General features: G+C 58.9%; 20 protein-coding genes and 1 tRNA gene. 10 read left to right on the top strand and 11 right to left on the bottom strand.

Annotated features, from left to right (window positions below; translation table 11 throughout):
* Positions 1–309 precede the first annotated feature (309 nt).
* Complete coding sequence (acs, locus tag HZA03_11345) at positions 310–2,289, top strand: acetate--CoA ligase (protein MBI5638554.1); 1,980 nt, start codon at positions 310–312, stop codon at positions 2,287–2,289.
* A gap of 91 nt (positions 2,290–2,380) precedes the next feature.
* Here the strand turns inward: acs and HZA03_11340 are convergent.
* Positions 2,381–2,455, bottom strand: a tRNA-Val gene (locus HZA03_11340).
* A gap of 117 nt (positions 2,456–2,572) precedes the next feature.
* Here HZA03_11340 and rimO point away from each other — a divergent pair.
* From rimO to HZA03_11310, 6 genes are all read left to right on the top strand, one after another.
* The gene (gene rimO, locus HZA03_11335) at positions 2,573–3,859 is read left to right on the top strand and encodes a 30S ribosomal protein S12 methylthiotransferase RimO (GenBank protein ID MBI5638553.1); all 1,287 of its coding nucleotides are present in this window, start codon (positions 2,573–2,575) and stop codon (positions 3,857–3,859) included.
* 123 nt (positions 3,860–3,982) lie between these two features.
* Positions 3,983–4,183, top strand: a complete 201-nt coding sequence (locus HZA03_11330; GenBank protein ID MBI5638552.1) for a hypothetical protein — start codon at positions 3,983–3,985, stop codon at positions 4,181–4,183.
* Positions 4,180–4,515, top strand: a complete 336-nt coding sequence (locus HZA03_11325) for a divalent-cation tolerance protein CutA (GenBank protein MBI5638551.1) — start codon at positions 4,180–4,182, stop codon at positions 4,513–4,515. Before HZA03_11330 ends, HZA03_11325 begins: the two co-directional genes overlap by 4 nt.
* Positions 4,516–4,662: 147 nt before the next feature.
* Positions 4,663–6,882 carry a DUF721 domain-containing protein gene (locus HZA03_11320; protein ID MBI5638550.1) on the top strand — a complete coding sequence of 740 codons (2,220 nt, stop codon included), beginning with the start codon at positions 4,663–4,665 and terminating at the stop codon, positions 6,880–6,882.
* A gap of 236 nt (positions 6,883–7,118) precedes the next feature.
* Positions 7,119–7,808 carry a hypothetical protein gene (locus HZA03_11315; GenBank protein ID MBI5638549.1) on the top strand — a complete coding sequence of 230 codons (690 nt, stop codon included), beginning with the start codon at positions 7,119–7,121 and terminating at the stop codon, positions 7,806–7,808.
* 65 nt (positions 7,809–7,873) lie between these two features.
* Positions 7,874–8,260 carry a response regulator gene (locus tag HZA03_11310; GenBank protein ID MBI5638548.1) on the top strand — a complete coding sequence of 129 codons (387 nt, stop codon included), beginning with the start codon at positions 7,874–7,876 and terminating at the stop codon, positions 8,258–8,260.
* An 18-nt stretch (positions 8,261–8,278) separates the two neighbouring features.
* Here the strand turns inward: HZA03_11310 and HZA03_11305 are convergent, their stop codons facing one another.
* Together HZA03_11305 and HZA03_11300 are read right to left on the bottom strand one after the other, a co-directional pair.
* Entirely contained in the window at positions 8,279–9,664 is a 1,386-nt protein-coding gene (locus tag HZA03_11305) for a diguanylate cyclase (protein ID MBI5638547.1), read from the bottom strand.
* The gene (locus HZA03_11300; GenBank protein MBI5638546.1) at positions 9,661–9,984 is read right to left on the bottom strand and encodes a hypothetical protein; all 324 of its coding nucleotides are present in this window, start codon (positions 9,982–9,984) and stop codon (positions 9,661–9,663) included. Before HZA03_11300 ends, HZA03_11305 begins: the two co-directional genes overlap by 4 nt.
* A 322-nt stretch (positions 9,985–10,306) precedes the next feature.
* On the opposite strand from HZA03_11300, the gene HZA03_11295 reads away from it, so the two are divergent.
* The 3 genes from HZA03_11295 (at position 10,307) to fliE (ending at position 12,612) form a co-directional block, all read left to right on the top strand.
* Positions 10,307–11,734 carry a DUF4403 family protein gene (locus HZA03_11295; protein MBI5638545.1) on the top strand — a complete coding sequence of 476 codons (1,428 nt, stop codon included), beginning with the start codon at positions 10,307–10,309 and terminating at the stop codon, positions 11,732–11,734.
* 142 nt (positions 11,735–11,876) lie between these two features.
* A complete protein-coding gene (flgB, locus tag HZA03_11290) occupies positions 11,877–12,296 on the top strand; it encodes a flagellar basal body rod protein FlgB (GenBank protein MBI5638544.1) in 420 nt (139 codons plus the stop codon).
* A gap of 10 nt (positions 12,297–12,306) precedes the next feature.
* On the top strand, positions 12,307–12,612 hold the full coding sequence (fliE, locus tag HZA03_11285) for a flagellar hook-basal body complex protein FliE (GenBank protein MBI5638543.1): 306 nt from the start codon (positions 12,307–12,309) through the stop codon (positions 12,610–12,612).
* 217 nt (positions 12,613–12,829) lie between these two features.
* On the opposite strand, the gene HZA03_11280 is transcribed toward fliE, so the two are convergent.
* From HZA03_11280 to HZA03_11245, 8 genes are all read right to left on the bottom strand, one after another.
* Complete coding sequence (locus HZA03_11280) at positions 12,830–14,407, bottom strand: HAMP domain-containing histidine kinase (protein ID MBI5638542.1); 1,578 nt, start codon at positions 14,405–14,407, stop codon at positions 12,830–12,832.
* 4 nt (positions 14,408–14,411) lie between these two features.
* Positions 14,412–15,347: a hypothetical protein gene (locus tag HZA03_11275; protein ID MBI5638541.1), complete on the bottom strand. Its 936-nt coding sequence runs from the start codon at positions 15,345–15,347 to the stop codon at positions 14,412–14,414.
* A gap of 47 nt (positions 15,348–15,394) precedes the next feature.
* Positions 15,395–16,258 carry a 5'-nucleotidase C-terminal domain-containing protein gene (locus HZA03_11270; protein MBI5638540.1) on the bottom strand — a complete coding sequence of 288 codons (864 nt, stop codon included), beginning with the start codon at positions 16,256–16,258 and terminating at the stop codon, positions 15,395–15,397.
* 2 nt (positions 16,259–16,260) lie between these two features.
* Positions 16,261–18,309 carry a TonB-dependent receptor gene (locus tag HZA03_11265; protein MBI5638539.1) on the bottom strand — a complete coding sequence of 683 codons (2,049 nt, stop codon included), beginning with the start codon at positions 18,307–18,309 and terminating at the stop codon, positions 16,261–16,263.
* Between the two features lie 201 nt (positions 18,310–18,510).
* The gene (gene larC, locus HZA03_11260) at positions 18,511–19,671 is read right to left on the bottom strand and encodes a nickel pincer cofactor biosynthesis protein LarC (protein MBI5638538.1); all 1,161 of its coding nucleotides are present in this window, start codon (positions 19,669–19,671) and stop codon (positions 18,511–18,513) included.
* Entirely contained in the window at positions 19,652–20,428 is a 777-nt protein-coding gene (gene larB, locus HZA03_11255; protein MBI5638537.1) for a nickel pincer cofactor biosynthesis protein LarB, read from the bottom strand. Before larB ends, larC begins: the two co-directional genes overlap by 20 nt.
* Positions 20,428–21,435 carry an NAD(P)-dependent glycerol-3-phosphate dehydrogenase gene (locus HZA03_11250; protein ID MBI5638536.1) on the bottom strand — a complete coding sequence of 336 codons (1,008 nt, stop codon included), beginning with the start codon at positions 21,433–21,435 and terminating at the stop codon, positions 20,428–20,430. The genes larB and HZA03_11250 overlap by 1 nt, the downstream gene beginning before the upstream one ends.
* A gap of 55 nt (positions 21,436–21,490) precedes the next feature.
* Positions 21,491–21,868, bottom strand: a complete 378-nt coding sequence (locus HZA03_11245; protein MBI5638535.1) for a hypothetical protein — start codon at positions 21,866–21,868, stop codon at positions 21,491–21,493.
* Positions 21,869–21,948 lie beyond the last annotated feature (80 nt).

The following is a 21,948-nucleotide window of genomic DNA, read 5'->3' as shown; positions in this document are numbered from 1 at the left end:
GGATACAGGTTATGCGTGTGTCATCCTGAGCGTAGCGAAGGAGCGGCGGAAAAAATGCGGACAGCCGCCAACGGCGGGTGTTCCGGCATTTTGACACGAGCGTAGCGAAGTGTAAACAAACCGCCGCGGAAATGCCCTTTAAGGGCGAATGATCTCTTTCCGGGTAGGTGCGACTTTAGCCGCACAATCGGCCCGCAGGGCCGACCTCTCTCTTGGCGCTCCGCGCCAATGTGCGACTGAAGTCGCACCTACCCCGATAAGGGATTCTTCGCCAACGGCTCAGAATGGCATGGTACAAGAGGGAGAGAAATGACCGAGACCAAAAAGACCATCGTTTCCATGCAAACCGAGGAGCGCGTTTTCGCGCCGCACAAAGAGCAGAGCGAACACGCATTCGTCGGTTCGCTGGAGGCATACCGCGCCGAGTACGAACGCTCCATCAAAGACCCCGATGCCTTCTGGGCCGGAAAGGCCGAAGAGCTTCACTGGTACAAAAAGTGGGATACCGTCTGCGAGTGGGAATTCAAAACCCCGATGGTCAAATGGTTCAAGGGGGGCAAGCTCAACGTAAGCTACAACTGCGTTGACCGCCACGCGCACGGCCCGCGCCGCAACAAGGCGGCGCTCATCTGGGAAGGGGACGACGAGAACGACAGCCGCGTCCTCACCTACGGCGACCTCTACCGCGAGATAAACCGTTTCGCGCTGGTGCTGAAAAGCCACAACGTGCGCAAAGGCGACCGCGTGGCCATCTACATGCCGATGATACCGGAACTGCCCATCGCCATGCTGGCCTGCGCCCGCATCGGCGCGGTTCACAGCGTGGTCTTCGGCGGTTTCTCCGCCGAATCGCTCCGCAACCGCATCGACGATTCCACTCCCGAGCTGCTCATCACCGCCGACGGCGGCTATCGCGGAAAGAAGTTCATCCCGTTAAAAGCCATCGCCGACGAAGCCCTCAAGGGGCACACCCCCATCCGCGCCGTGCTGATGGTGCGCCACTGCAAAGAGCAGGTGGCCGTTACGGCGGGGCGCGATTTCTGGTGGCACGAAGAAATGGCCAAGCAGCCGATGAGCGCATACTGCGAGCCGGAGCAGATGGGCGCCGAAGACCCGCTCTTCATCCTCTACACCTCCGGCAGCACCGGCAAGCCCAAAGGAGTCTTGCACACCACCGGCGGCTACATCCTTTACGCCATGCAGACCTTCAAATACATCTTCGACTACAAAGAGGACGAAACCTACTGGTGTACCGCCGATTGCGGCTGGATAACCGGCCACACCTACATCGTCTACGGTCCGCTGGCGAACGGCGCCAGCGCCGTGATGTTCGAGGGGATACCGACCTATCCCGATCCGGGCCGGTTTTGGCGCATCTGCGACAAATACCGCGTGAACATCTTTTACACCGCCCCCACCGCCATCCGCGCGCTCGCCCGCGAGGGGGAGAAGTGGGTGGAGCCGTACGACCTGTCGTCGCTGCGCGTGCTCGGCAGCGTGGGCGAACCGATCAACCCCGAAGCGTGGATGTGGTACTACCGCGTGGTGGGGCGCAAGCGCTGTCCCATCGTGGACACCTGGTGGCAGACCGAGACCGGCGGCATCCTCATCACGCCGCTGCCGGGGGCGACGCCGCTGAAACCGGGCAGCGCCACCCTGCCGTTCTTCGGCGTCGTGCCGGAGGTTATCCGGCAGGATGGCAGCAAAGCCGATGTGAACGAAGGGGGCTATCTCGTGCTCAACAAGCCGTGGCCCGGCATCATGCGGACGGTCTACGGCGATCACGCGAAATTTCGCGCCACCTACTTTGCGATGTTCGAGAACCGCTATTTCACCGGCGACGGCGCGCGCGTGGACGAAGACGGCTATTTCTGGCTGATGGGGCGCATCGACGACGTCATCAACGTGGCGGGCCACCGCATCGGCACGGCGGAGGTGGAAAGCGCGCTGGTATCGCACGAAAAAGTGGCCGAGGCCGCGGTGGTGGCCATGCCGCACGACATCAAGGGGCAGGCGCTCTACGCCTTTGTGATACTGAAAGCGCCGTTCGAGGGAACCCCCGCGCTGGAGAAAGAGCTGAAGGAGCACGTCGCCAAAGAGATCGGGCCGATAGCCAAGCCGGAGGTGATACACATCACCCACGGACTGCCGAAGACGCGCAGCGGCAAAATCATGCGCCGCATTTTGCGGAAGATCGCCGAGAACGATATCGACGCGCTGGGGGACACCTCCACGCTGGCCGATCCCTCGGTGGTCGACATGCTGGTAAAAACCCGCCACGTGAAATAGGCGGAATCGGGCTTCAAATCCCGCATCGCACAAAAAAATATATGAATGGCGTGATGCGGAAGACCGCGTTGAATTTAGTATTAAGGAAAAATGGTGGGCGATGCAGGATTTGAACCTGCGGCTTCTTCCGTGTGAAGGAAGCACTCTACCACTGAGTTAATCGCCCGATTAAGGAGCACATTATAAGCATATCGGGCCATGCTGGCAACCCTCGCTTTTTCGGGCCGCTTCATTTTTAAAGACGCCTAAATCCTTCCCCGGAAATTCGCGCTATAATCTCCGCATGAAAAATCTGCGCAACATGCGGCTGCACATGGTTTCGCTCGGCTGCGCCAAGAACCGGGTGGACAGCGAAAAAATCCTGGCCATCCTGCAGCAGCAGGGATGCACCATCACCGACAACCCCGAAGAGGCCGACTGCCTCCTGGTGAACTCCTGCGGCTTCATCGATGCCGCCAAGCGCGAGACCATCGACACCATCCTCAATCTGGCCGAGATAAAAAAGACGCGGCCCGGCGCAAAGCTGGCCGTGATGGGCTGCATGGTGGAACGCTACAAGGCCGAACTGCAAAGCGACATCCCGGAGATCGACTACCTGCTGGCCATCTCGGACGAATCGACCAAAGAGGTCTACCGCACCGACAACATCAAACGCGTCACCCAGCCGGGGGTTGTGTCGGCCTATCTCAAAATCGCCGAGGGATGCGGCAACGCCTGCTCTTTCTGCTCCATCCCCGCCATCCGCGGCCCGCTGAAAAGCCGCCCGCCGGAAGCGGTCATCGCGGAAGCGAAAGAACTTCTCGCCATCGGCATCCGCGAATTGGTCCTCGTGGCGCAGGATACCACCCGCTACGGGGCCGATCTGCGGAAGAAAAACGGCCTCGTGGAGCTTTTGAAAGATTTGAAGAATTTGAAAGAATTGCAAGGAGGGTGGTTGCGGGTGATGTACCTCTATCCCACGCTCATCACCGACGCGATGATAGACATGATCGCGTCCGGCCCGCCGTTCACGCCGTACATCGACGTGCCGTTCCAGCATTACGACGACGCGGTGTTGAAACGGATGGGGCGGCAGGAGACCAGCGCCGATATCCGCTCGCTGATGAAACGGATACGGGAGAAAATGCCGCACGGGGCGATTCGCACCAGCTTCATCGTCGGCTTCCCCGGCGAAACGGAGAAGCAGTTCGACAATCTTCTGAACTTCGTCAAGGAAGCGCAGTTCGACCATGTGGGGGTTTTCACCTACTCCAGCGAGGAGGGAACGGGGGCGGCCGCCTTCGCCGATGACGTGCCGGAAAAGGTAAAAGAAAAACGCCAAGCGCAGTTGATGAAAGCGCAGAACGCGATATCGAAAAAGAAGAACAAGGAAAAACTGGGGAAAACATTCGACGCGCTGGTCGAGCGGTACGACAATGAAAACCGGCTGCTGATCGGGCGGCTCGCCACGCAGGCGCCCGAGGTGGACGGCGAAACGATTTTAGACGAGTGTGAAGCCGCCCCCGGTGAGATAATTAAGGTAACAATAACCGGGGCGATGGACTACGACCTGATAGCGCACCCCGTTTAAAGATTAATTTCCTCCCCTTTGCAAGGGGAGGTGCAGGTGGGGTTAAAAACCTCCCCTGTATCCCCTCCTTGCGAAGGAGGGGATGATTATGTGCAAATGAAGGGATCGGAGGGCCGGAACGGAATGAGTGGCGTTGTGTTCATGCTGGGGCGTGCGCTTCAGCTTTTGGGGATCATCTATGTGGCGATGGCCTTTTTATCCTTTTTCGGCACCCCCGATATGGCGAAGATGATGAAGGACACAGCCATCGGCCTTGTGGAGTTTTACGCCGGTTACTTCCTTGTGATGAAAACCGGCGAACGTGTGGAGGAGCCAAAAAAATGAACTGCGCCGTAAGCGACTACGCCCTTTGCCTCATCACCGCCCCCTCGAAAGAAGTGGCGGAAAAAATAGCGTTCGCGCTCGTCGATCAAAAACTGGCCGCCTGCTGCTCCATCATCCCCGGCGTCACCTCCATCTACACATGGGAAGGAAAAACCGAAAAGGGGGAAGAGGCGCAGATAATCGTCAAAACGCGCAGCGAATTTTTCCCGCAATTGATGGCCGCCGTGAAAGAATTGCACAGCTATCAGGTGCCGGAAATCATCATGCTCCCCATCACCGCCGGCCTCCCCGCCTACCTCGACTGGATGGACCAGTCGCTGAAGAAGGGCTGATTTCCAAATCCAGCGGCAGGGGAGCGGGGCTTTCAATCGCCATTGTGCCGCGTTTCGGCGTTCCCGGGCCGGGTTGCATGTATTCTTGAGCCTTCCGCGCATTTCATGTTCTAATAGCCCAACCAAACTGATTATAGGAGCAGGACTGTGATTCCCTTGCGTGACGCGCTGGACCGCGCCCTCAAGTCGGTCAGGCTGCAAAGCCTTTCCACCCTCGCCAAGATCAGCGCGCGCTGGCCCGCGATTGTGGGCGAGCAATTGGCGGCGGTGTGCAGTCCCGCGTATATCGCCAAAAACACGCTGGTGATTCATGTCCACGACCGCGCGTTTCTCGCGCCGCTGGACTACGCCCGCCTGCAAGTGCTGGAAAAAACGCGCAACGTCATTGGAGATACGAACAACGTGCAAAACATAACCGTGAAATTCGCCGAGCGGCCGGCAATGCCGTTCCCCCCCGCCGCCGAAGAGCCGGCGGACGCGCCCCTCGCTGCGGCCGACGAGCAGAGGATAGACGCGGCGGTGGCGGTGGCCGCCGGCCCGGAATTAAAGGGCTCGCTGGAACGGCTGTTCCGCGCCGGCGCGCGCCGCGGAAGGAAACTTGCGGCGGTGGCGGCCGCGGCCTGCATCATGCCGATGCTGGCGGCGTGCGCATCGGGCGGCAAGCCCCATGGCGCGCCGCGGCCCCCCGTGGCGGAAAAAGCGGCCGAAGGGGAGCCGCGGGCGGCTTCTCCCGCCGATGCGGCGGCCAAGGCCGGGGCGGAGCGGGAGGGATATGCCCACTATCTCAGCGCGCAGATGCTGATAAATGAAAACAAGCTCCCCGAAGCGCTGGAGGAACTGAACAAAGCCAAGAAGGCCGACCCCAACGCGCTCTCCGTTTACCTGGATATGAGCCGCATTTCGCTGGCGATGGGGAAATACCGCGATGCGGTGGACGCCGCCCAAGCGGGGTTGGTCATTGATCCGAACCATGTGCAGCTCAACGCGCTGCTGGGGGGTATCTATCACAGCTTCAAGAATTACACGCAGGCGGAAAAATATCTCCGCAAGACGCTTGAACTGGCCCCCACCCGCACCGACATCCGCCTGAACCTGGGGGTGAACTATCTGGAGATGAAGCGCTACGAGGACGCCGAGCGGGAACTGCTGCAGGCGCTTAAGGAAGAGCCGCAGTCGCAGGCGGTCATTTTCTACCTCGCGCGCGTTTATGTGGAAATGAAGCTGTACTTCAAGGCGGAGGAATTTCTCACCATCCTCATTCAGCAGTACCCCACCTTCACCAAGGCGTATGAAACGCTCGGCTGGGTCTATCTGGCGCAGACGAAATACGACCTTGCCATCGACATCTACAAAAAATACCTGGAAAAGGACCCCAAAAACGAAACGGTGCAGCAGCGGCTCGCCACCGCCTATCTGATGAAAAAAGATTACGGCGAAGCCCTGGATGTGTACAAGGAGATCGAAAAGAGCGATCCCGGCACCATCGATTTGGCCCTCAAGATGGGGCTGCTTTACTTCCAGCGCGGCGAATGGAAAGAGGCGCTGGAAAAATTCCAGCTGGTGAAACTGAAAGACCCCGCCAATGAGACGGCGCCGTACTACATCGCCCGGATTTACGAGGAGATGGGGATGTTCAAGGAGTCCCTGGTGGTGTGGGGGGATATGATCAAGGGGGGGACGGACGATACCGCGGCCGCCGAGATATATGTCCACATGGGAGGCATTTACGAGAAGCTGGGACAGCTGGACGATACGCGGGCGATGTTGGATAAGGCGATGCTTTTGAAGAAAGACGACCCCGAACTTCACTACCTGATGGGGGTGATTTTCGTGAAAAAGGAGAATTACGCCGCGGCGGTGAAAAGCATGAACCGGGCGATAGAGCTGGCCCCCACCCGGGCCGAGTACGTTTTCCACCTGGGGGCCACATACGAAAAGATGAAGGAATACGACAAGTGCGTGGCGGCGATGCGCAAGGTGCTGGAGATCAACCCCAACCACGGCGACGCGCTGAACTACATCGCGTACCTCTACTCGGTGCAGAATCGCAATCTGGACGAGGCGCTGCAGCTTATTCATCGCGCGCTGGAGATGGATGCGGACAACGGGTATTACCTCGACACCCTTTCGTGGATATACCACCGGCAGGGGAAAAAGGAGTTGGCGCTTGCCACTATTAAAAAAGCGATTGCCAACACGAAGGATAAGGACGCCACGGTTTACGAGCATCTGGGGGACATCCACTACGCCCTCGGGAATTTCGACGATGCGGCGGCCGCCTTCGCCGTTTCGGTGGAAGTGAAAAGCAACCCCAACGTATTGAAAAAACTGGATGATGCGCGCGTCAAGGCAAAGGGGACGAAGTAGCGCCGACGGTGATGGCATGAAACCCGGATTCCAAACTGAAGGTGGAATTTCTGGCGCGGGTGGCGCAAGGCATGGCGCAATTTCCGGAAAACGCGGGAAAATCCATCATCGGGTTTGTCCCGGACCGAAATTGGAAACGCGCTTTTTTGATCATCTGTCAAAAAGGCGCCGGTCGTTTCATATCTGAAAAGCAATGCGATGGATATACGTTTATCATTTCCAATTTCGGGAACGGGATGAAAAGACTGGCCGCGTTTTTGCCGCTTTTTCTTGTCTCGTGCGCCATCGTCACACCCCCCGCCGCCCCTCCTTCGGCCGGAGAGCTTGCCCCGCTGCTATCCCAAAACATCTGCGCGCCCCATGTGCTGATGACCGGGCGCGCCACAATCAAAGTCGGCGGCGAACGGCTGGCCGCGCGGGCGGCGTTGCTGGTCTCGCGGCCGGCGCGGCTGCGCCTGACATTGAGCGATGCGCTGGGGAGCGTCTGGTTTCTCGCCACCGCCGACGAAGAGAATCTCTTTTACGCTTCGCCGGCCCACGGGGCGCGTGAAACATTCCCCCGCCGCGCCGGCGCGCCGATCCGCCTGGGGGGGGAACGGTATTGGGCCGAAGATTTTATCGATAATTTCCCTCCCTGCCTTGATCCCGCCGTATTGCGCGAGGGGGAACTGCGCTATTCAAACGGAGCGCTGCGGCACGAACGGGAGGGGGTGAAGCGCCGCTGGGAGTTCTATCCCGGCGGGCGGATCAAAAGCCTTGTGCTGCTCCGCCCGGCGGCGGCGCCCGCCCGGTTCGAGTTTGCATACGGTGAAGAAAAGGGCGCGTTCAGCGTGACAATTAACGGCGCATCGGAGTTTCATTTTACCCGCGTGGCGGAGGTGGATCTGCCGCCGGTTTCGGCGTTTGGGCCGCCGGTGGAAAATTAGGGGCGGCTGAATTTGGTCCGCTTTGCGTAATGATAAATCCTGCTGTTATAATGTCCGCTGAATATATGGAAAACACCAGGCCGGTTCTTATCGTCGACGACGAGTACTACGTCACCCGCGGCATATCCTATTTGCTGCAGGACGAAGGGCTGGCCTGCGTCACCAAGAACGATTCCGAGGGAGTGGTCGCCCTGGTCGCCAAGGAACGGCCCCAGGTGATCGTGCTGGACATCAACATCCCGAAGGTGGACGGCTTTCAGGTGCTCAAGGAAATCCGCCAGCACGGGGAATTCGACGACGTGGTCATCATGATCCTCACCGCGCGCGGCCACGAAGAGGACATCCAGAACGGGCTCAAGCTGGGGGCGAACGAATATATCCTGAAACCGTTCAATCCGCTGGAACTGCGCGACAAGATAAAGGCGGTTTACGCCGCGAAGCGCGGACACTGAGCCCCGCCCCTTCCCCCGCTATTTATCATGGCAGGCCGTAACGCGGTTGCGTCCGGCCGATTTTGATTGATAGAGCGCCTGATCGGCCAGCTCGATGATTTCCGACACGCTGTCGGCTGTGGCGCTGTCATCCGGATACGCCGCTATCCCGATGCTGACCGTCAGCTTCCCCAACGGTTGAAGTTCGGCCCCCGGGAATCTGCCTTCTTCAACGGCCTCGCGCAGGCGGTTGGCAAGCGCCATCGCATGGTCTTTGCCCGTCTTTGGCAGGATGACGGCGAACTCTTCGCCGCCGTAACGGGCGACGATATCGGTTTCGCGCATTGCTATCCGCATGATTTTCGCGATTTCGATCAGCACCTCGTTCCCCTTCAGGTGGCCGTGGGTATCGTTGAATTTTTTGAAGTGATCCACGTCGATCATGCAAAGCCCCAACGGCTCTCCATAGCGTTCGGCGCGCTTGAGCTCCGTCAGGAGCGTCCGCACGAAATACCGGTGGTTGTAGACCTTTGTCAGTTCGTCGGTCACGGCCATTTCCTCCGCCCGCTCCAGCATCAGCACTTTTTCCACGGCGCTGGCGGCCAAAGCCCCCAAAAGCCCCATCAGGCTCAGTTCGCGGGCGGTGAATTTGCGCGGGCGGAAGTCGTCCACATACAGGATGCCGACGATTTTCCCTTCGGCCTTCAGCGGCACCGCCACCAGCGAGCGGAACCCCTGGTCCTTGAGGTGGGACGTATCGAACTTCGGATTATTTTCCAGTTCTTCGATGACGGTTGGCTGGCTGTTCGAAAGGATGTGGGCGGTCAGCCCGCCGGGCCGCACCTTCCATGCGTGCAGGGGGGGCTTGTCGCCGCGGAACCCCATGACCACGGACATCCGCATCTCCCCCTTCTCTTCGTCGAAGAGCGCGGCGGAGCCGGCCGCCATTTCCAGCAGGTCCATCGCCGCTTCCACGATCAGCTTAAGGGCATGATCAGATTTTTCCGCGTTCGCCAGCATGAGTCCGATGTTGTAGAGCAGCATCTGCTCTTCCAGCGTCCGCTTGGCGGCCTGTTCCCGCGCTTCGCGTTCTTCCACCATCCGCCAGACCAGGTTGGCGGTCATCCCTTTCACCACTTCGGTTTCGGGACGGTTGAGGTCGTTCAGGAAAGCGCCCACGTGCGGATTGCCGGTGGCGTCGATGACGATGTCGATGCGGGGGAGTTTGATGAAAAGTTCCTTGAAGTCGGGAGTGGTGAAGATGCCGTGCTGTTTCGCCCATGCGATGCCGGGGGCATCCTGGCTCCGGCTCGAAACCCCCACGATTTCTATATCGGGGTCTTCGGCGAACATCTTGGCCAGCGGCAGACCTCCTTTACCCATCCCGATGATGGCTACTTTAAAGCGGTCCGCCAGCCCCTTCATGGTTCCTTCGCGGCCGGCCAGTGCGTGCCGCGCACCTCGTCGCCCATCCAGGTCACTGAATAGGTATGGCAGGCGCGGCACTCCGTTGCGCGCGCGCGCGCCGTACCGGCATGGCGCTCTTGCGCGGCGGGAACATGGGCCGCCGCATCGAACGTCCGGTGCGTGTGGCAGCTCATGCAGTAGCTGATGATGATTTTGTTCGAATCCTTTTCCGCGGTTTTCGGGTCGAAGGCGCGCTCAACATCGCCGGTGGCGCAGGCCGCCATAAAAAGGGTCAACGCGAATGCCGTGACCGCCGTGATGCCGAACCGGTTCCCCATCCCCTCAAATCTCCGAAAAAATGCCGGCGAAGAAACCGCAAAATTGCCCCATCCCCCGCAAAGCGCCGTCCGCCCGTTTCCGGGGCGGGCAGAATAATTAACGCCCGCATTCTACTACCAATTTGCGATAATGCAGCCCACTTTTTGCCCGGCCGCCACCCTATGTGGATATATAATATCCCATTACTCCTGACAGTTTCACAGCGTATCACAGCCGTGTGCGGTTATCAATCGCGGCGCGGGAAATCTCCCGCGCCGGCCGGGGGCGCGCATGAGCATCCCGCCGGGATGAAGAACGGGATGCCGGGGTATAATTCACCGGATGAAACGCGATTCCTCCCCGTCGGCGGTTCTCTGCGCCCTGTTGCTCGCCTGCGCGGCGGGGTGCGGCGGCGGGCTTGGCGTGCCGAAGCCGGCTTTTGAAGCGGAAGCGCCGGAGCCGGACCTTCCGCCGGAGGAGAGCGCGATTGAAATTCCGGTGACGGTGCATCTGGATCCCATTTTGCGGAAGGTGGAGGAAAAGGTTCCGCTCGAATTCAACAGCAAAGGGTGGGAAACCGTCGGCACAAGCCCCGTGGGGGACGTGGGAGTGAAGTACCGTGTTTGGCGCGGGCCGTTGCAGGCGAACCTCGCCGGGAACAAGGTGACGATTACCGTGCGCCTCCACTATTCGCTGGCGGTGGCGCACCGGCTCAAGGCCGGGCTTCTGGCGGGGGGCAATCCGCCCTGGATGCAGTTTGGCCAATGCGGCGACGGCGGCGAAGCCCCGCGCGAGGCCGTTTTCAGCATGGAGACCGCGCTCGCCTGGGCCCCGGACTGGAAGGTGCGCTCCAAAACAAAACTGCTGCCGAACCTCTATCCCAACAGCTGCGGCGTGACGGCGCTCAATTTCGATATCACCCGCGCGGTTGACGGCAACGTCCGCCCCCGGCTGGAAGAGGCGGCGAAACTGATCGACGAACGGATACCGGCGGCGGCCGACTTCAAAAAAACCGCCGAGGAGGCCTGGAAGCGGATGCAGACGCCGCTGCGGCTGGAGAAGGATGTATGGCTGCTGCCGAATCCGCGCGAAATATATGTGACCCCCATAGACGGCGCCGGCGACCGGCTTGCCACCGGCATCGGCATCGCGGGCAGCCCCGCGCTGGCGGGGGGGAAAATGCCCGCGCCCGGCGTCCTGCCGCTGCCGGAGCTGAAAACGGGACCCAAAGGGAACGGCACATTCCGCGTGGCGCTCAAGGCGGAACTGGATTTCGACGCGGCGGCGGAGCAGCTCCACCGGCGGCTCGCGGAAAAGCCGGTGGTTCTGGGCAAGCGCCGGGTGACTATTACCGGCGTGACGATTTACCCGTCGAAGGAGCGCTGCGTGATACAGCTCGGGCTGAAAGGGGATGTGGACGGCGTCATCTATTTCATGGGAGAGCCGGTCTACGACGAGGCGAAGGGGCTTTTGTCTTTGGACAAGCTCGACTACACGCTGGAGACCGAGAACGTTCTGCACACCGCCGCCGAATGGCTGCTGCACGACGATTTCCGCGCGGAGATGCGCAAGCAGGCCCAGTGGCGGATGGATACCGGGCTGAAGGACGCCAGGGGGAAAATCGAACAGGCGCTCAACATCGCGCTGGACGAACACGCCACCCTGCGGGCGGAGGTGAAAGAGCTGTATGTGCGCCGCTTTTTCATGGGCCGGAAAGGGTTTCGGGCGGACATCGTGGTGCAGGGAACCGCCGCCGTGGCGTGGAAGTAGCCCGGAGGGCGTCAAAAATTTGGGGAAAATCCTTCCGATTTGACGCCCTTTTTGGCATGGCATAACAGCCATGTGCCATATTTATCAATATGTTGATCAAACGGCACATCCCTTGCTCCTTTGACAGGCAAGAGGAAATATTATGGGACTTATCAACTCGGTACTGTTTAGCGACCGCACACCGGCGCTGCTGAAAAGGTCGCTCGATCTCAACGCCCAGAAGGCGTCGGTTCATGCCGCCAATATCGCCAACGCCGAGACCCCCGGGTTCAAGGCGTCGCGGTTTGAATTTGAAAGCGTGTTGCGCGGCGCGGTGGACGGCTCGGCCATGCCGCTGAAGGCCACCCACGCCGGCCACTTCGGGGCTCCGATGCAGGATATCAAGGGCATCCAGGGAGTAACCGACGTCGATTTGACGCGGGGGCGGATCGACGGCAACAACGTGGACATGGAAAAAGAGGTTACGGCGTTTTCAGAAACGCAGATGGCCTACGACGCGGCGATCACCGCGATGAACAAGCGTGGCAGCATCATAAAATCGGCTATCACCGACGTGCGATAAGGAATAGACGATGAAAATCACCGGGCTTAACACGAATTTCAAGCCGCTGGGTGCCGACCTCGGCCTTAAATCGGCGCATACCGGCGGAACCACCGGCAAAAGTTTCGGGGACGCGCTGAAGGAATCGATGGACGAAGTGAACAATCTCCAGATCGACGCCGATAAATCCATCGAAGCGCTGGTCAGCGGCGAGAACAAGGACATCCACGGAACGATGATAGCCCTTTCAAAAGCGGATATTGCTTTCCGCATGACGGTGCAGGTGCGCAACAAGGTGATCGACGCATATCAGGAAGTTATGAGGATGCAGGTATAAGCGGTTTTGACCGGGCATGGCGTAGGCCCCGGCCCCGCGCTTCGCGGGCGGTGACGGCTTGGAGAGAGTAACGTTTTTCCCCGCCGCCGCCCGAATTTATTTCATCGAATTTGCCTTCCATTAAGCATATCCGTCATTCTGAAGGAGCGTCAGCGACTGAAGAATCCTTTTCCCGAAAGAGATACTTCGCCGCGCCCAGTACGACAAAACCCGCGCCTCAGGATGACCGGAGCGGCTCCGCCGGAATGCTAATGGTAAAAGCGGTTCCTTCTCCAACCGTGCTTTCAACGGTGATTCGTCCCCCATGCGCTTTGATGATCTCGTGGCAGAATTGCAACCCCAGTCCGGTTCCCAATTCCCCCGCGGTCCCCGGCACGCTTTGAATTATATTGCCGGCAAAAAGCCGTTCAAGATTTTCCGGCGGAATGCCAATGCCGGTATCCTTTATGTTTAACGCAAATCCTTTGTCGGTCATTTCACCCGCAATCGATATCCCATCTCCACATTCGCAGAATTTTATCGCGTTGGAAACAAGATTCTGGATTGCCTGGACAAAAAGAGCCTCATCCGCCTTTATAGTCAGTCCCGGCTTTAGGAAGTTATGTATGGTGATATTTTTGGCGTCCGCAAGGGCCTGCAGCGGCTCGATGGCGATTGTCACGATTCTGGCGGCATCGCACTCCCCAAAACGATAGGTGAACTTGCCCATTTGGATACGGTTTAAATTCAGCAAAGCGTCTATCAGTTTTAACAGGCCCTGGGTGTTTTTAAGGGCGGCGGCAAACACGTTTTTGGTTTCCGGATTGACCTGGATTTCAGGCCGCCCTTGCATATGCCGGATAAGTACTTGCAAGGACGCAATGGGCGAACGCAAATCGTGGGAAGCGGCGGTGACAAATTTGTCTTTTAGCCGCGTCGCCTCCTCGGCTTGGTCCCGCGCGGTCTGCAATTCCCTGGTTCTTGCGATGACCAGTTCCTCAAGTTGTTCGTAATATCGGGACAACTCCTTTAATGCATGCTGGCGTTTTTCCACCGAATCGTTGAATGCCTCCACCAATTTTTTGATTTCGCTCCTGGATCGCAGCGGGATGCGGTAGTCCAGGTTTCCCTCCTCGATCTCGCGGACGCCCCGGATAAACTCGTCTAAAGGCCCAATGACCTGTCTGGACAACATGGCGTACAGCATGAACACCAACAGCAAAAGCCCGGCGGCGACACCGGTGACAACCAGCGCGCTCAACCGGCCAATTTCAACACGGTCATCATCAAGCGTAATAAAAACCCGGACCGCCCCCCGCAGTGTCTTTGCCTTCCGGGGCGGCGGTTCCCCCGCGCCTTCAAAAAGCAATGACTCGGCATCATTCGGCGAAGTGGCGGCATACACCGGGCATGTGACGCCGACCACCATGCGATATTTTCCAAAGGAGAATTTTTCCTTTTGGATCGCGGCCGGCAACGGCGCAAGCGGTTGCGGGTGATACCCTCCCCGGGAGAACTCGTATAAAATCCCCCCGGTTCCTTCCTTCTCAACGATAGCGGCATATGCGACGTTTTTTTGGCGCTTTACCCCCTCCAGCATTTTCCCCAATATCACCTTGTCGCCCGTAAGGAAGCCGTATTCGCTGTTCACGGCAATTTCTTCCGCCAACACCTGCGCGAGATTCATATGGTTCTCAACCGTCGTGGCCGAAATATAGGACAAGGCGGTGTAGATCATGATGGCGGCCACAAGCAGGAAAACGAGAGCCAGGCGGATGGCGAAATAAAACCGCAGCCCGTGAGGATTGAATTTCATCAATTTACTCATAGTATTCCACCCACACGCCCCCAAAGCGCTTGATCCGGGGAATTTTCAGGTGTTCCGCGATACGCCGGTTGACGTAGTATCCGCCTGTTTCGGGATACAGATAGCCGATGTCCGCCGGCGCTGTTGCCGCCAGCGCCTTTTTTGCAAGCATCGCGGCTTGGGCGCCGATATCGCCGTAATCGGAAAACGCGGTGAACAGCGCCCCCTTTTGGACGGTTTTTTTGGAAAAGCCGATGACGGGAATCCTTTTTTCCAGGGCCAATGCAAAAAGATATTCTATGGATTGTTCCGTCACCACCGTTTCGTCAAACACCAGCCATATCGCATCGGAAGCCTCCACCGCGCGGCGGAAGGCGCCCGGCGCCCCGTCCGGCGAAGAGACCTTTTCTTCCACAACCCGATACCGGTGCCGGTACCGGGCGCGCGCCGCCGTCAGGCCGTCGGTCAATTCATCCGATAAAATCCCGGAGCCGTAAATCACGCCGATTGTTTTCGCTTCCGGGAGCAGCTCATGCAAAAGGGCGAATTGATCGGCCGGGTTGGGGCTCAGCGTGATGCCGAAACCCAAACTGCCGTATCCCAGAATTTTTGCGGGTTCCGGCGCCATGAGCGTCAGCACGGGCAGGCGCTCCGCGAAATCGGCGGCGGCGGCCATCGCCTTGGCTCCAACAGCCACAATCAACCGCGCGCCGCCGTTCGCCGCGCCCTCGAGATAATGCCTTCCATCGGCCACATCGCCGTTCATGTCATGGGTGGAGATTGTTACCCTGCCCACGCCGGCGGCAAATGAGGAAACGGCCTGTTTATACGGGGGAATATCTTGCGATACGAGAATGGCGATTTCCGCCGGAAAAGCCGGCGCGGCGGCGGTTATGGCAAGGCAAGCCAATATCCCTAAGATGCGATGAAAGCGCATATTAGCGGACAATAGCACCTCCCCGGCAACATACAGCACGCCTTTGTTCCTATAGCCTCTTACTGATGGGTAATGACCAGGTTCAGATTTGGGTCGGAGCAGTTGGATGGATCTCCAGATGCCAAAGGCGAAAACTTTAAAAAGACCTCGACCATCGCGTCGTAGAGGTAAATATTGGTATCCACCACATTGGACCCCTTGGCAAGGATATCCCAATATTTATCGTAATCCGCAAAACCGGGGGCGTTTTTTATGTATTTCTTCAGCACGGCCATGCGATACAGCTTGGTGGTGTCGGCAAGATCAATCGGGGTGGTCGTATCGGGATTGAAGGTTTTAAAGTTAACCGCGGTAATGCGGGAACCGACGGGTTTTGTAACATCGGCAAAAACCTGCAATTGGCCGGAGACCTGCAAAAACCGTCCGTAACTGGCGCCCGGCGTGCCATCCGGCTGCATACGGCTGAAGCTGTTTTCGAGCATCTCTTTTATCACGGCGCCGCTGAGGCTCACGGTAACAATGGTTGCCGGATTGGTGGCCGGGGCAATGCCGCTCAGGTTGTCATAGGGGAGGAACTTGGCCACATCCCCCTTGGTAATAAGACCGGCGTGGAGATTATCGCCCGCCGGATCGGGCGGATTGAACCGGACGGTTCCAGCGTTTACAACGGCAAAATCAGCGTTCGTTTTCCACACCATAGTATCCGCAACGAGGGTTCCCAAACCCGTCTGGCAGCTTGCCATCGAGGAATAGTGCGTGGTTAGCTCGTATTTAATGCTCCCTATAACGGTAGCGTCGGTATAGGGCGCATATTTTTCATCGTTGTTTTTAACATTCAGGTTTCCGCATGCCTGAAGGGTGAAAAGCGTCATTCCCATCATCAATGCGGCGGTTAATAATCGGCCCATGTTTTTCCGGTTCATTGTCAAAACTCCTTTTCCAGTTCAAAAAGGAATATGCGCTGGCTGGTCTGGATATGGTTCTTTGCGGCGCCAATATCAGGAACCGCCGGAAGCCGGTGGCGGGTGTCGGAATAGATTTCCCGGTAATCGGCGTTGAGCAGGTTAAAGGCCGACAGTTTGACGTTTACGCCCCGCAGCACGTTCTTTTTCGATAACGCCAGGTTCACGATGTTGAACGGGCCTTCCACGTCGGCCCGCCCCAGAATGATTTCCTGCGAAGTGCGGGCATTTGCTTTTGCCGTTCCGAAATAACCGTATGTGAGCGTGCCGTTAAACCCGGCGGGCAGATACACGCCCAGCACCGCATTGCCCCGCAGTTGCGGAACCTGCGTCAGATAACTGTTTGAAACGACATCCTTCGCGTTAAAGAGGGATGCGTTCCACATGAAAAACGTTCCGGATTCAAAGGTGTGTTTCGCCTCGATTCCCGCGCCGTTTATTTCCAGTTTTCCGCCGTTCTCGAAGCGGGTGATCGCCGCCAGCGATGTGTTGAACAGCGTGGTGATGTAATCGCTCAACGTTTGGCGGTACGCGTTAACGCGCACAAAGCTGTTCGCCGCATAGGTATAACCGATCCCCGCCTCCAGCGTTTCGATTGTTTCCGGCTTTAGCGAGGGGTTGCCCGCGAACTGCAAATCGGTCTCGTCATAAAGCTCCCTGAACGTCGGAGCGCGGAAGGCGGTGGCGTATTGCAGCTTGATGTCGAGTCCGGCAAGCGGATAAAAAGCCATGGCCGCCCGCGGGTTGACGGTATCGCCGAAATCGCTGTAATGGTCGTAACGGACGCCGCCCACCAGATTAAAGTACCGGCTGGGCGTCCAATCGTCCTGGAGATACGCGGCGTGGATGTTGCGGGATCTCGACGGAAACGTATAACCGTTCCAGTTGGCCAAATACCCTTGGGGAACGGCGCCCACGTCCGGTTCACCGGCATAGCTGGTCAACACCCGCGGGTTGCGTATGCTTGAATCTTCAAAAACCCCGCCGACGGTGAGGTAATTGTCGTCCCCGATCATGGAGCGGCCCCGCAGCTCGAAACCGCCGGTAAGCACATCGTATTTTTTCTGGAGCATCATGCCGTTCTGGAAATATTCCGGCTGCCCATCCCCATTCAGGTCGCGGTTGTCGGTGTAGCCATCGGGATACAATTGGATTTTTTTCTCCACCATCCAAAGGTCGCCATACAGCCGGGGTTCCACCAACACGGTTTTTTCACTTCCCCACGGGCGGGAGATATCGAGGGAAAAGTAGCTGGAGGAGTAATGCGAACCATCGGCCACGATGTTCTGATAGGCAAACCCCGGCCCGCGGTCATCGTTGTAAAACGCGAACCTGGTATTTGTCTCCCCATGATCCCACTGGACGTCCCCCATCAATTTCCGCTGATTTCCCTTCATCATCGCGGGCGCTTTGGAATAGGGCGCGGCGGCGGTGTTGTTGGAGAGGCGGTCCCACGGGATGGTGGCATCGCCGCCGCCGGTGTCATACAACTCGGCGAAGGCCGATATCCGGTCGCCCTCCCGGACATCGCCATAACCGGCATTCAGCTTCCATGTGTTAAAAGAACCGCCACCGGCCTTGATGCGCCCGTTTTGGGCCTTTTTCATGATGATGTTGATGACCGCCGCCACCGCGTTGGTGCCATACAGCGCCGATCCCGGGCCGCGGATGACCTCCACCTTTTCAATGCCGTCCACGGGTAGGTCGTAAAACGCGGTTCCATCGTGGAAATTGTTGAAGCGGTGTCCGTCGATCATCACCAGGATATCGGAGGGTGTTTGAAGCCCGTTAACCGCGAGCTGGGTTTCGGCGGAATTGGAGTGTGCGATATGAAATCCGGGGATGATATTCAAAACATCCGCCATATCCTTTGCCGCCATCGCGGCGATGGTTTTGGCGGTGATGACCGTGATGAAGCCCGGCGACTCCGGAACCGGTTTTGCCCGGAACGCGCTTATGGAGTTCATCTCCTCGGAAGTGAAGAACATTGATTCATCGCCATTGAAAGCCATTTGGTCGCCGGCAAACGCCGAAACCACGGCTGAAAAATGCAACATTGCCGACAACAACAAAAAAATCCGCGCAATGCGGATACTAAATACCATCGCCGCTTCCTCCAATTGGAAAGACTTTATGCAACGAAAGTATACAGGTTTACTTTGGCGATTTAAATGGTCCGGAAGTATTATTTGCAAGTCCGGGAAATGGGTTGGCTACTTTAAGGCGGCGCCGAGGGCGGCGCGGTAGACGGCGTCGAACGGCTTTCCCGCTTTTTCCGCCAGCGCTTTGCAATCGTCATACTCCGGTTTCAGGCGGCGCTGGCCGCCGGGGGTGAGCGCTTCTTTTATCCGCACTTCGCCGAACTTCGTTTTCACCTTGATGACTTTGCGTTCCAGTTCGAACCGTTCCACCTCGTACTGCCGCACACCCAGCGTGGGGGTTTCCTCCAGCATCAGGTTGCGCAGGTCCGCCGCCTTCAGCGGATCGCAGAGCACCGAAAGGACGAACGCCTGCCGCCCCTTTTTCATTGTTACGCTTGCCACCCATACATCGAGCGCCCCCGCGCCAAGAATTTTCAGCGTCGCGTAGCCGAGGCTTTCGGGCGTGGCGTCGTCGATGTTCGTCTCCAGCACCATCAGCCTCTTGCCGCGCCCCGCAGGTTCCCCCAGCACGATGCGGAAAAGGTTCGGCACCCGGTCTTGCCGGATTTTCGTTCCGGCTCCGTACCCCACGGCCAGCGGCTTCATCGCCGGCATTGGCCCGAAGTTTTCGGCGAGGGCGGCGGCAATTGCCGCCCCGGTGGGGGTGGTCAGTTCCATCGGGGTGGCATCCGGCGTCAGCGGAATCCCTTTGAGCAGCAGGATCGTGGCGGGGGCCGGCACCGGCATCATGCCGTGCATGGTATCCACCATGCCGCCGCCGGTCGGGATGGGGGAGCAGGCGAAGCGGGTGATGCCGAGCCGGTGGAAGCCAAGCGCCACGGCAACAATATCGACGATGCTGTCCACCGCCCCCACTTCGTGGAAATGCACCTTCTCGATGCTCTGGTTGTGTACCTTCGCCTCCGCCACGGCGATATTTTTAAATATGAGGAGCGCGGTCTCTTTCACCGCCGCGTCCAGCTTGCTCGTTTCGATGAGCCGGCGTATGACGGCGTAATCGCGGCTCTTCTGTTTTTTCGTGATGTGGACGCCAAACTGCGTGGCGGCTATGCCGCTCCGTTTCACCGGCTCGGCGGTAAGGCGGTAGCCATGCACATCGATTTTTTTCAGCTCGCGTTTCAAATAGGCCAGCGGCACGCCGAGATCGATCAGCGCCCCCACCACCATGTCGCCGCTGATGCCGGAAAACGCGTCAAGATATGCGATTTTCATTTTTGTCCTTATATTTCCCTTTGATAATCCGGCGGGCCATCGCGGCCGCGCCGAAACCGTTGTCGATGTTCACCACCGCGATGCCGCTGGCGCAACTGTTGAGCATCGCCAGCAGCGGCGCGAGGCCGCCGAACGCCGCGCCGTAGCCGACAGACGTTGGCACCGCCACCACCGGCGATGCGACCATGCCGCCCACCACGCTGGCGAGCGCGCCGTCCATCCCGGCGGCCACGATAATGCAGTCGGCCCCTTGCAGCGCATCGCGCTGATCCAGCAGCCGGTGGATGCCCGCGACGCCGACATCGTAAATCGTCGTCACGTTCAGGCCCATGATGGATGCCGTTACCGCCGCTTCTTCCGCCACCGGAATATCGGAGGTTCCGGCGGTGAGCACCAACAGGCGCCCGGTTTTCTTTGCCGGTTTCTTTTCGACGGTGATTGCGCCGCTCGGCGCGTGATAGACGGCGTTCCTTGCCACCTTTTTCACGGCGGCGTACATCTTTTTGTCGGCACGGGTGGCCAGCAGCCGGTCGCTCCGTGCAAGGAGTTTTTTGGCGATGGCGGCAACCTGCGCGGGGGTTTTACTGGCGCAGAAAATCACCTCGCAAAACCCCTGGCGGTGCGCGCGGTGGTGATCCACCTTGGCGAAAACGATATCCTCATAGGGCTCGTTCACAATCTTAGCCGCCGCGCTTTGGGGCGAAAGCGTTCCGCGCTTCACCGCCGCCAGCATTTTTTCCAGATGCGCGCGGTCCATCAGTAAAACTCCCCCTTAAGACTGCGCCCCATCAGTTGCGCCACCGCTTCCTTGGGATTTTTTCCCTCGTGGCAAACGCGGAACACCTCGGCGCAGACCGGCATATCGACCCCTTTTTTCTTCGCCAGTTCGTACAGCGAGCGGCTGGTGAGCACCCCTTCGGCGACGGCCTTCATGCCGCCGAGGATTTGCCCGATGCTTTCCCCCGCGCCGAGCCGCATGCCGACCGTGCGGTTGCGGCTCAAATCGCCGGTGGCGGTGAGGATCAGGTCGCCGATGCCGGAAAGGCCGGCGAAGGTCGCTTCGGAGCCGCCCATCGCCTTGCCCAGCCGCACCATCTCGGCCAGGCCGCGCGTGATGAGCGCGGCGCGGGCGTTGTGCCCCAGTTTGAGGCCATCGGCGATGCCGGCGGCGATGGCGATGACGTTTTTCACCGCGCCGCCCAGCTCCACGCCGATAACGTCGTCGTGCGTGTAAACGCGCATCCGCTGGTCGCTCAACAGATCTTGCACCTTTTGCGCCGCCGCCGGGTCGCGCGAGGCGGCGGTGATGGCGGTCGGCAGCCCCATCGCCACCTCCTTGGCAAAGGTGGGGCCGGAAAGGCAAACCAACCTACGCGCCGCGGCGGGCGGCAGCAGCTCGTCGAAAATCTCGCTCGGCATGCGCAGCCGGTTATTCTCGATCCCCTTCGTGGCGGAGACGATGACCGCATCGGGCGCGAGATGCGGGATCATCTTTTTGATGACTCCTTCCATAACGTGGGACGGAACGACAAAAAAGACCGCCTCCGCGCCGGCGGCCTTCGCCAGGTCCGTGGTGGCGGTGATGTTTCCGCTTAGCGTGAAACCGGGGAGAAAGGCGGAATTGACATGCGCGTTGTTTATTTCATCAACCACTTCGGACTCGTAAGCCCACAGCGTGACCGGCACCCCCTTGCCGCCGAGGTGGCGCGCTATCGCGGTGCCCCAGGCCCCCGCCCCGATAACCGATGCTTTATTTGATTCCATGTGCGCTATTAGACACAGTTAGGTGAAGCGCCGTCAAATTAAGAAGCGGCGGCCGTTATTTGACCGAAAACGACTTTACCGTGAGTATTTTGTTGCCGTCCTCATCCTCATCCACAACGCCGGTCACTTCCACCTTCTTGCCGACCAGCCCAAGAAGCTCGTTCCCCTTGGCGTCGTCGTTCACCAGATAGTATTCAGTTCCTTCCAACCACTCCTCCTGGATTTCCACGGCGATGACTTTGTCGTTTTCGTCCACCGCCGCTTTTGCGACGACGCCGGTAATGGTGACTTCCTTATCCGGCGGGCGGGCAACCTCTTTTTGCCGGGCGTGGGCCTGGGGAGCGGCGCCCGCGCACAGGATGAGCGCGCAGAGAAGGAGCGGACGCATGGCTGCAACCCGGAAGGAGACCGGGAAACGCGGCATCGGCATCATGGAAAACAGTATAGCGTACCGGAGCCGATTTTCCATGCACCGGCCCGTGGGCGGCCATTCCGGGCCGTTCAGGGCGGGTG

The organism is Nitrospinota bacterium (assembly GCA_016217735.1).
Taxonomy (GTDB): Bacteria; Nitrospinota_A; UBA7883; order JACRGQ01; family JACRGQ01; genus JACRGQ01.
This window is presented reverse-complemented; position numbering and strand designations above follow the sequence as displayed.

Excerpts from the sequence above, each read along its gene's own strand:
- HZA03_11315 (MBI5638549.1), top strand. The coding sequence starts at position 7,119 with ATGAAAAGACTGGCCGCGTTTTTGCCGCTTTTTCTTGTCTCGTGCGCC.
- HZA03_11310 (MBI5638548.1), top strand. The coding sequence starts at position 7,874 with ATGGAAAACACCAGGCCGGTTCTTATCGTCGACGACGAGTACTACGTC.
- HZA03_11300 (MBI5638546.1), bottom strand. The coding sequence starts at position 9,984 with ATGGGGAACCGGTTCGGCATCACGGCGGTCACGGCATTCGCGTTGACC.
- HZA03_11280 (MBI5638542.1), bottom strand. The coding sequence starts at position 14,407 with ATGAAATTCAATCCTCACGGGCTGCGGTTTTATTTCGCCATCCGCCTG.
- flgB (MBI5638544.1), top strand. The coding sequence starts at position 11,877 with ATGGGACTTATCAACTCGGTACTGTTTAGCGACCGCACACCGGCGCTG.
- HZA03_11265 (MBI5638539.1), bottom strand. The coding sequence starts at position 18,309 with ATGGCTTTCAATGGCGATGAATCAATGTTCTTCACTTCCGAGGAGATG.
- fliE (MBI5638543.1), top strand. The coding sequence starts at position 12,307 with ATGAAAATCACCGGGCTTAACACGAATTTCAAGCCGCTGGGTGCCGAC.
- acs (MBI5638554.1), top strand. The coding sequence starts at position 310 with ATGACCGAGACCAAAAAGACCATCGTTTCCATGCAAACCGAGGAGCGC.
- larC (MBI5638538.1), bottom strand. The coding sequence starts at position 19,671 with ATGAAAATCGCATATCTTGACGCGTTTTCCGGCATCAGCGGCGACATG.
- HZA03_11325 (MBI5638551.1), top strand. The coding sequence starts at position 4,180 with ATGAACTGCGCCGTAAGCGACTACGCCCTTTGCCTCATCACCGCCCCC.
- HZA03_11270 (MBI5638540.1), bottom strand. The coding sequence starts at position 16,258 with ATGAACCGGAAAAACATGGGCCGATTATTAACCGCCGCATTGATGATG.
- larB (MBI5638537.1), bottom strand. The coding sequence starts at position 20,428 with ATGGACCGCGCGCATCTGGAAAAAATGCTGGCGGCGGTGAAGCGCGGA.
- HZA03_11295 (MBI5638545.1), top strand. The coding sequence starts at position 10,307 with ATGAAACGCGATTCCTCCCCGTCGGCGGTTCTCTGCGCCCTGTTGCTC.
- HZA03_11245 (MBI5638535.1), bottom strand. The coding sequence starts at position 21,868 with ATGATGCCGATGCCGCGTTTCCCGGTCTCCTTCCGGGTTGCAGCCATG.
- HZA03_11250 (MBI5638536.1), bottom strand. The coding sequence starts at position 21,435 with ATGGAATCAAATAAAGCATCGGTTATCGGGGCGGGGGCCTGGGGCACC.
- HZA03_11330 (MBI5638552.1), top strand. The coding sequence starts at position 3,983 with ATGAGTGGCGTTGTGTTCATGCTGGGGCGTGCGCTTCAGCTTTTGGGG.
- HZA03_11305 (MBI5638547.1), bottom strand. The coding sequence starts at position 9,664 with ATGAAGGGGCTGGCGGACCGCTTTAAAGTAGCCATCATCGGGATGGGT.
- rimO (MBI5638553.1), top strand. The coding sequence starts at position 2,573 with ATGAAAAATCTGCGCAACATGCGGCTGCACATGGTTTCGCTCGGCTGC.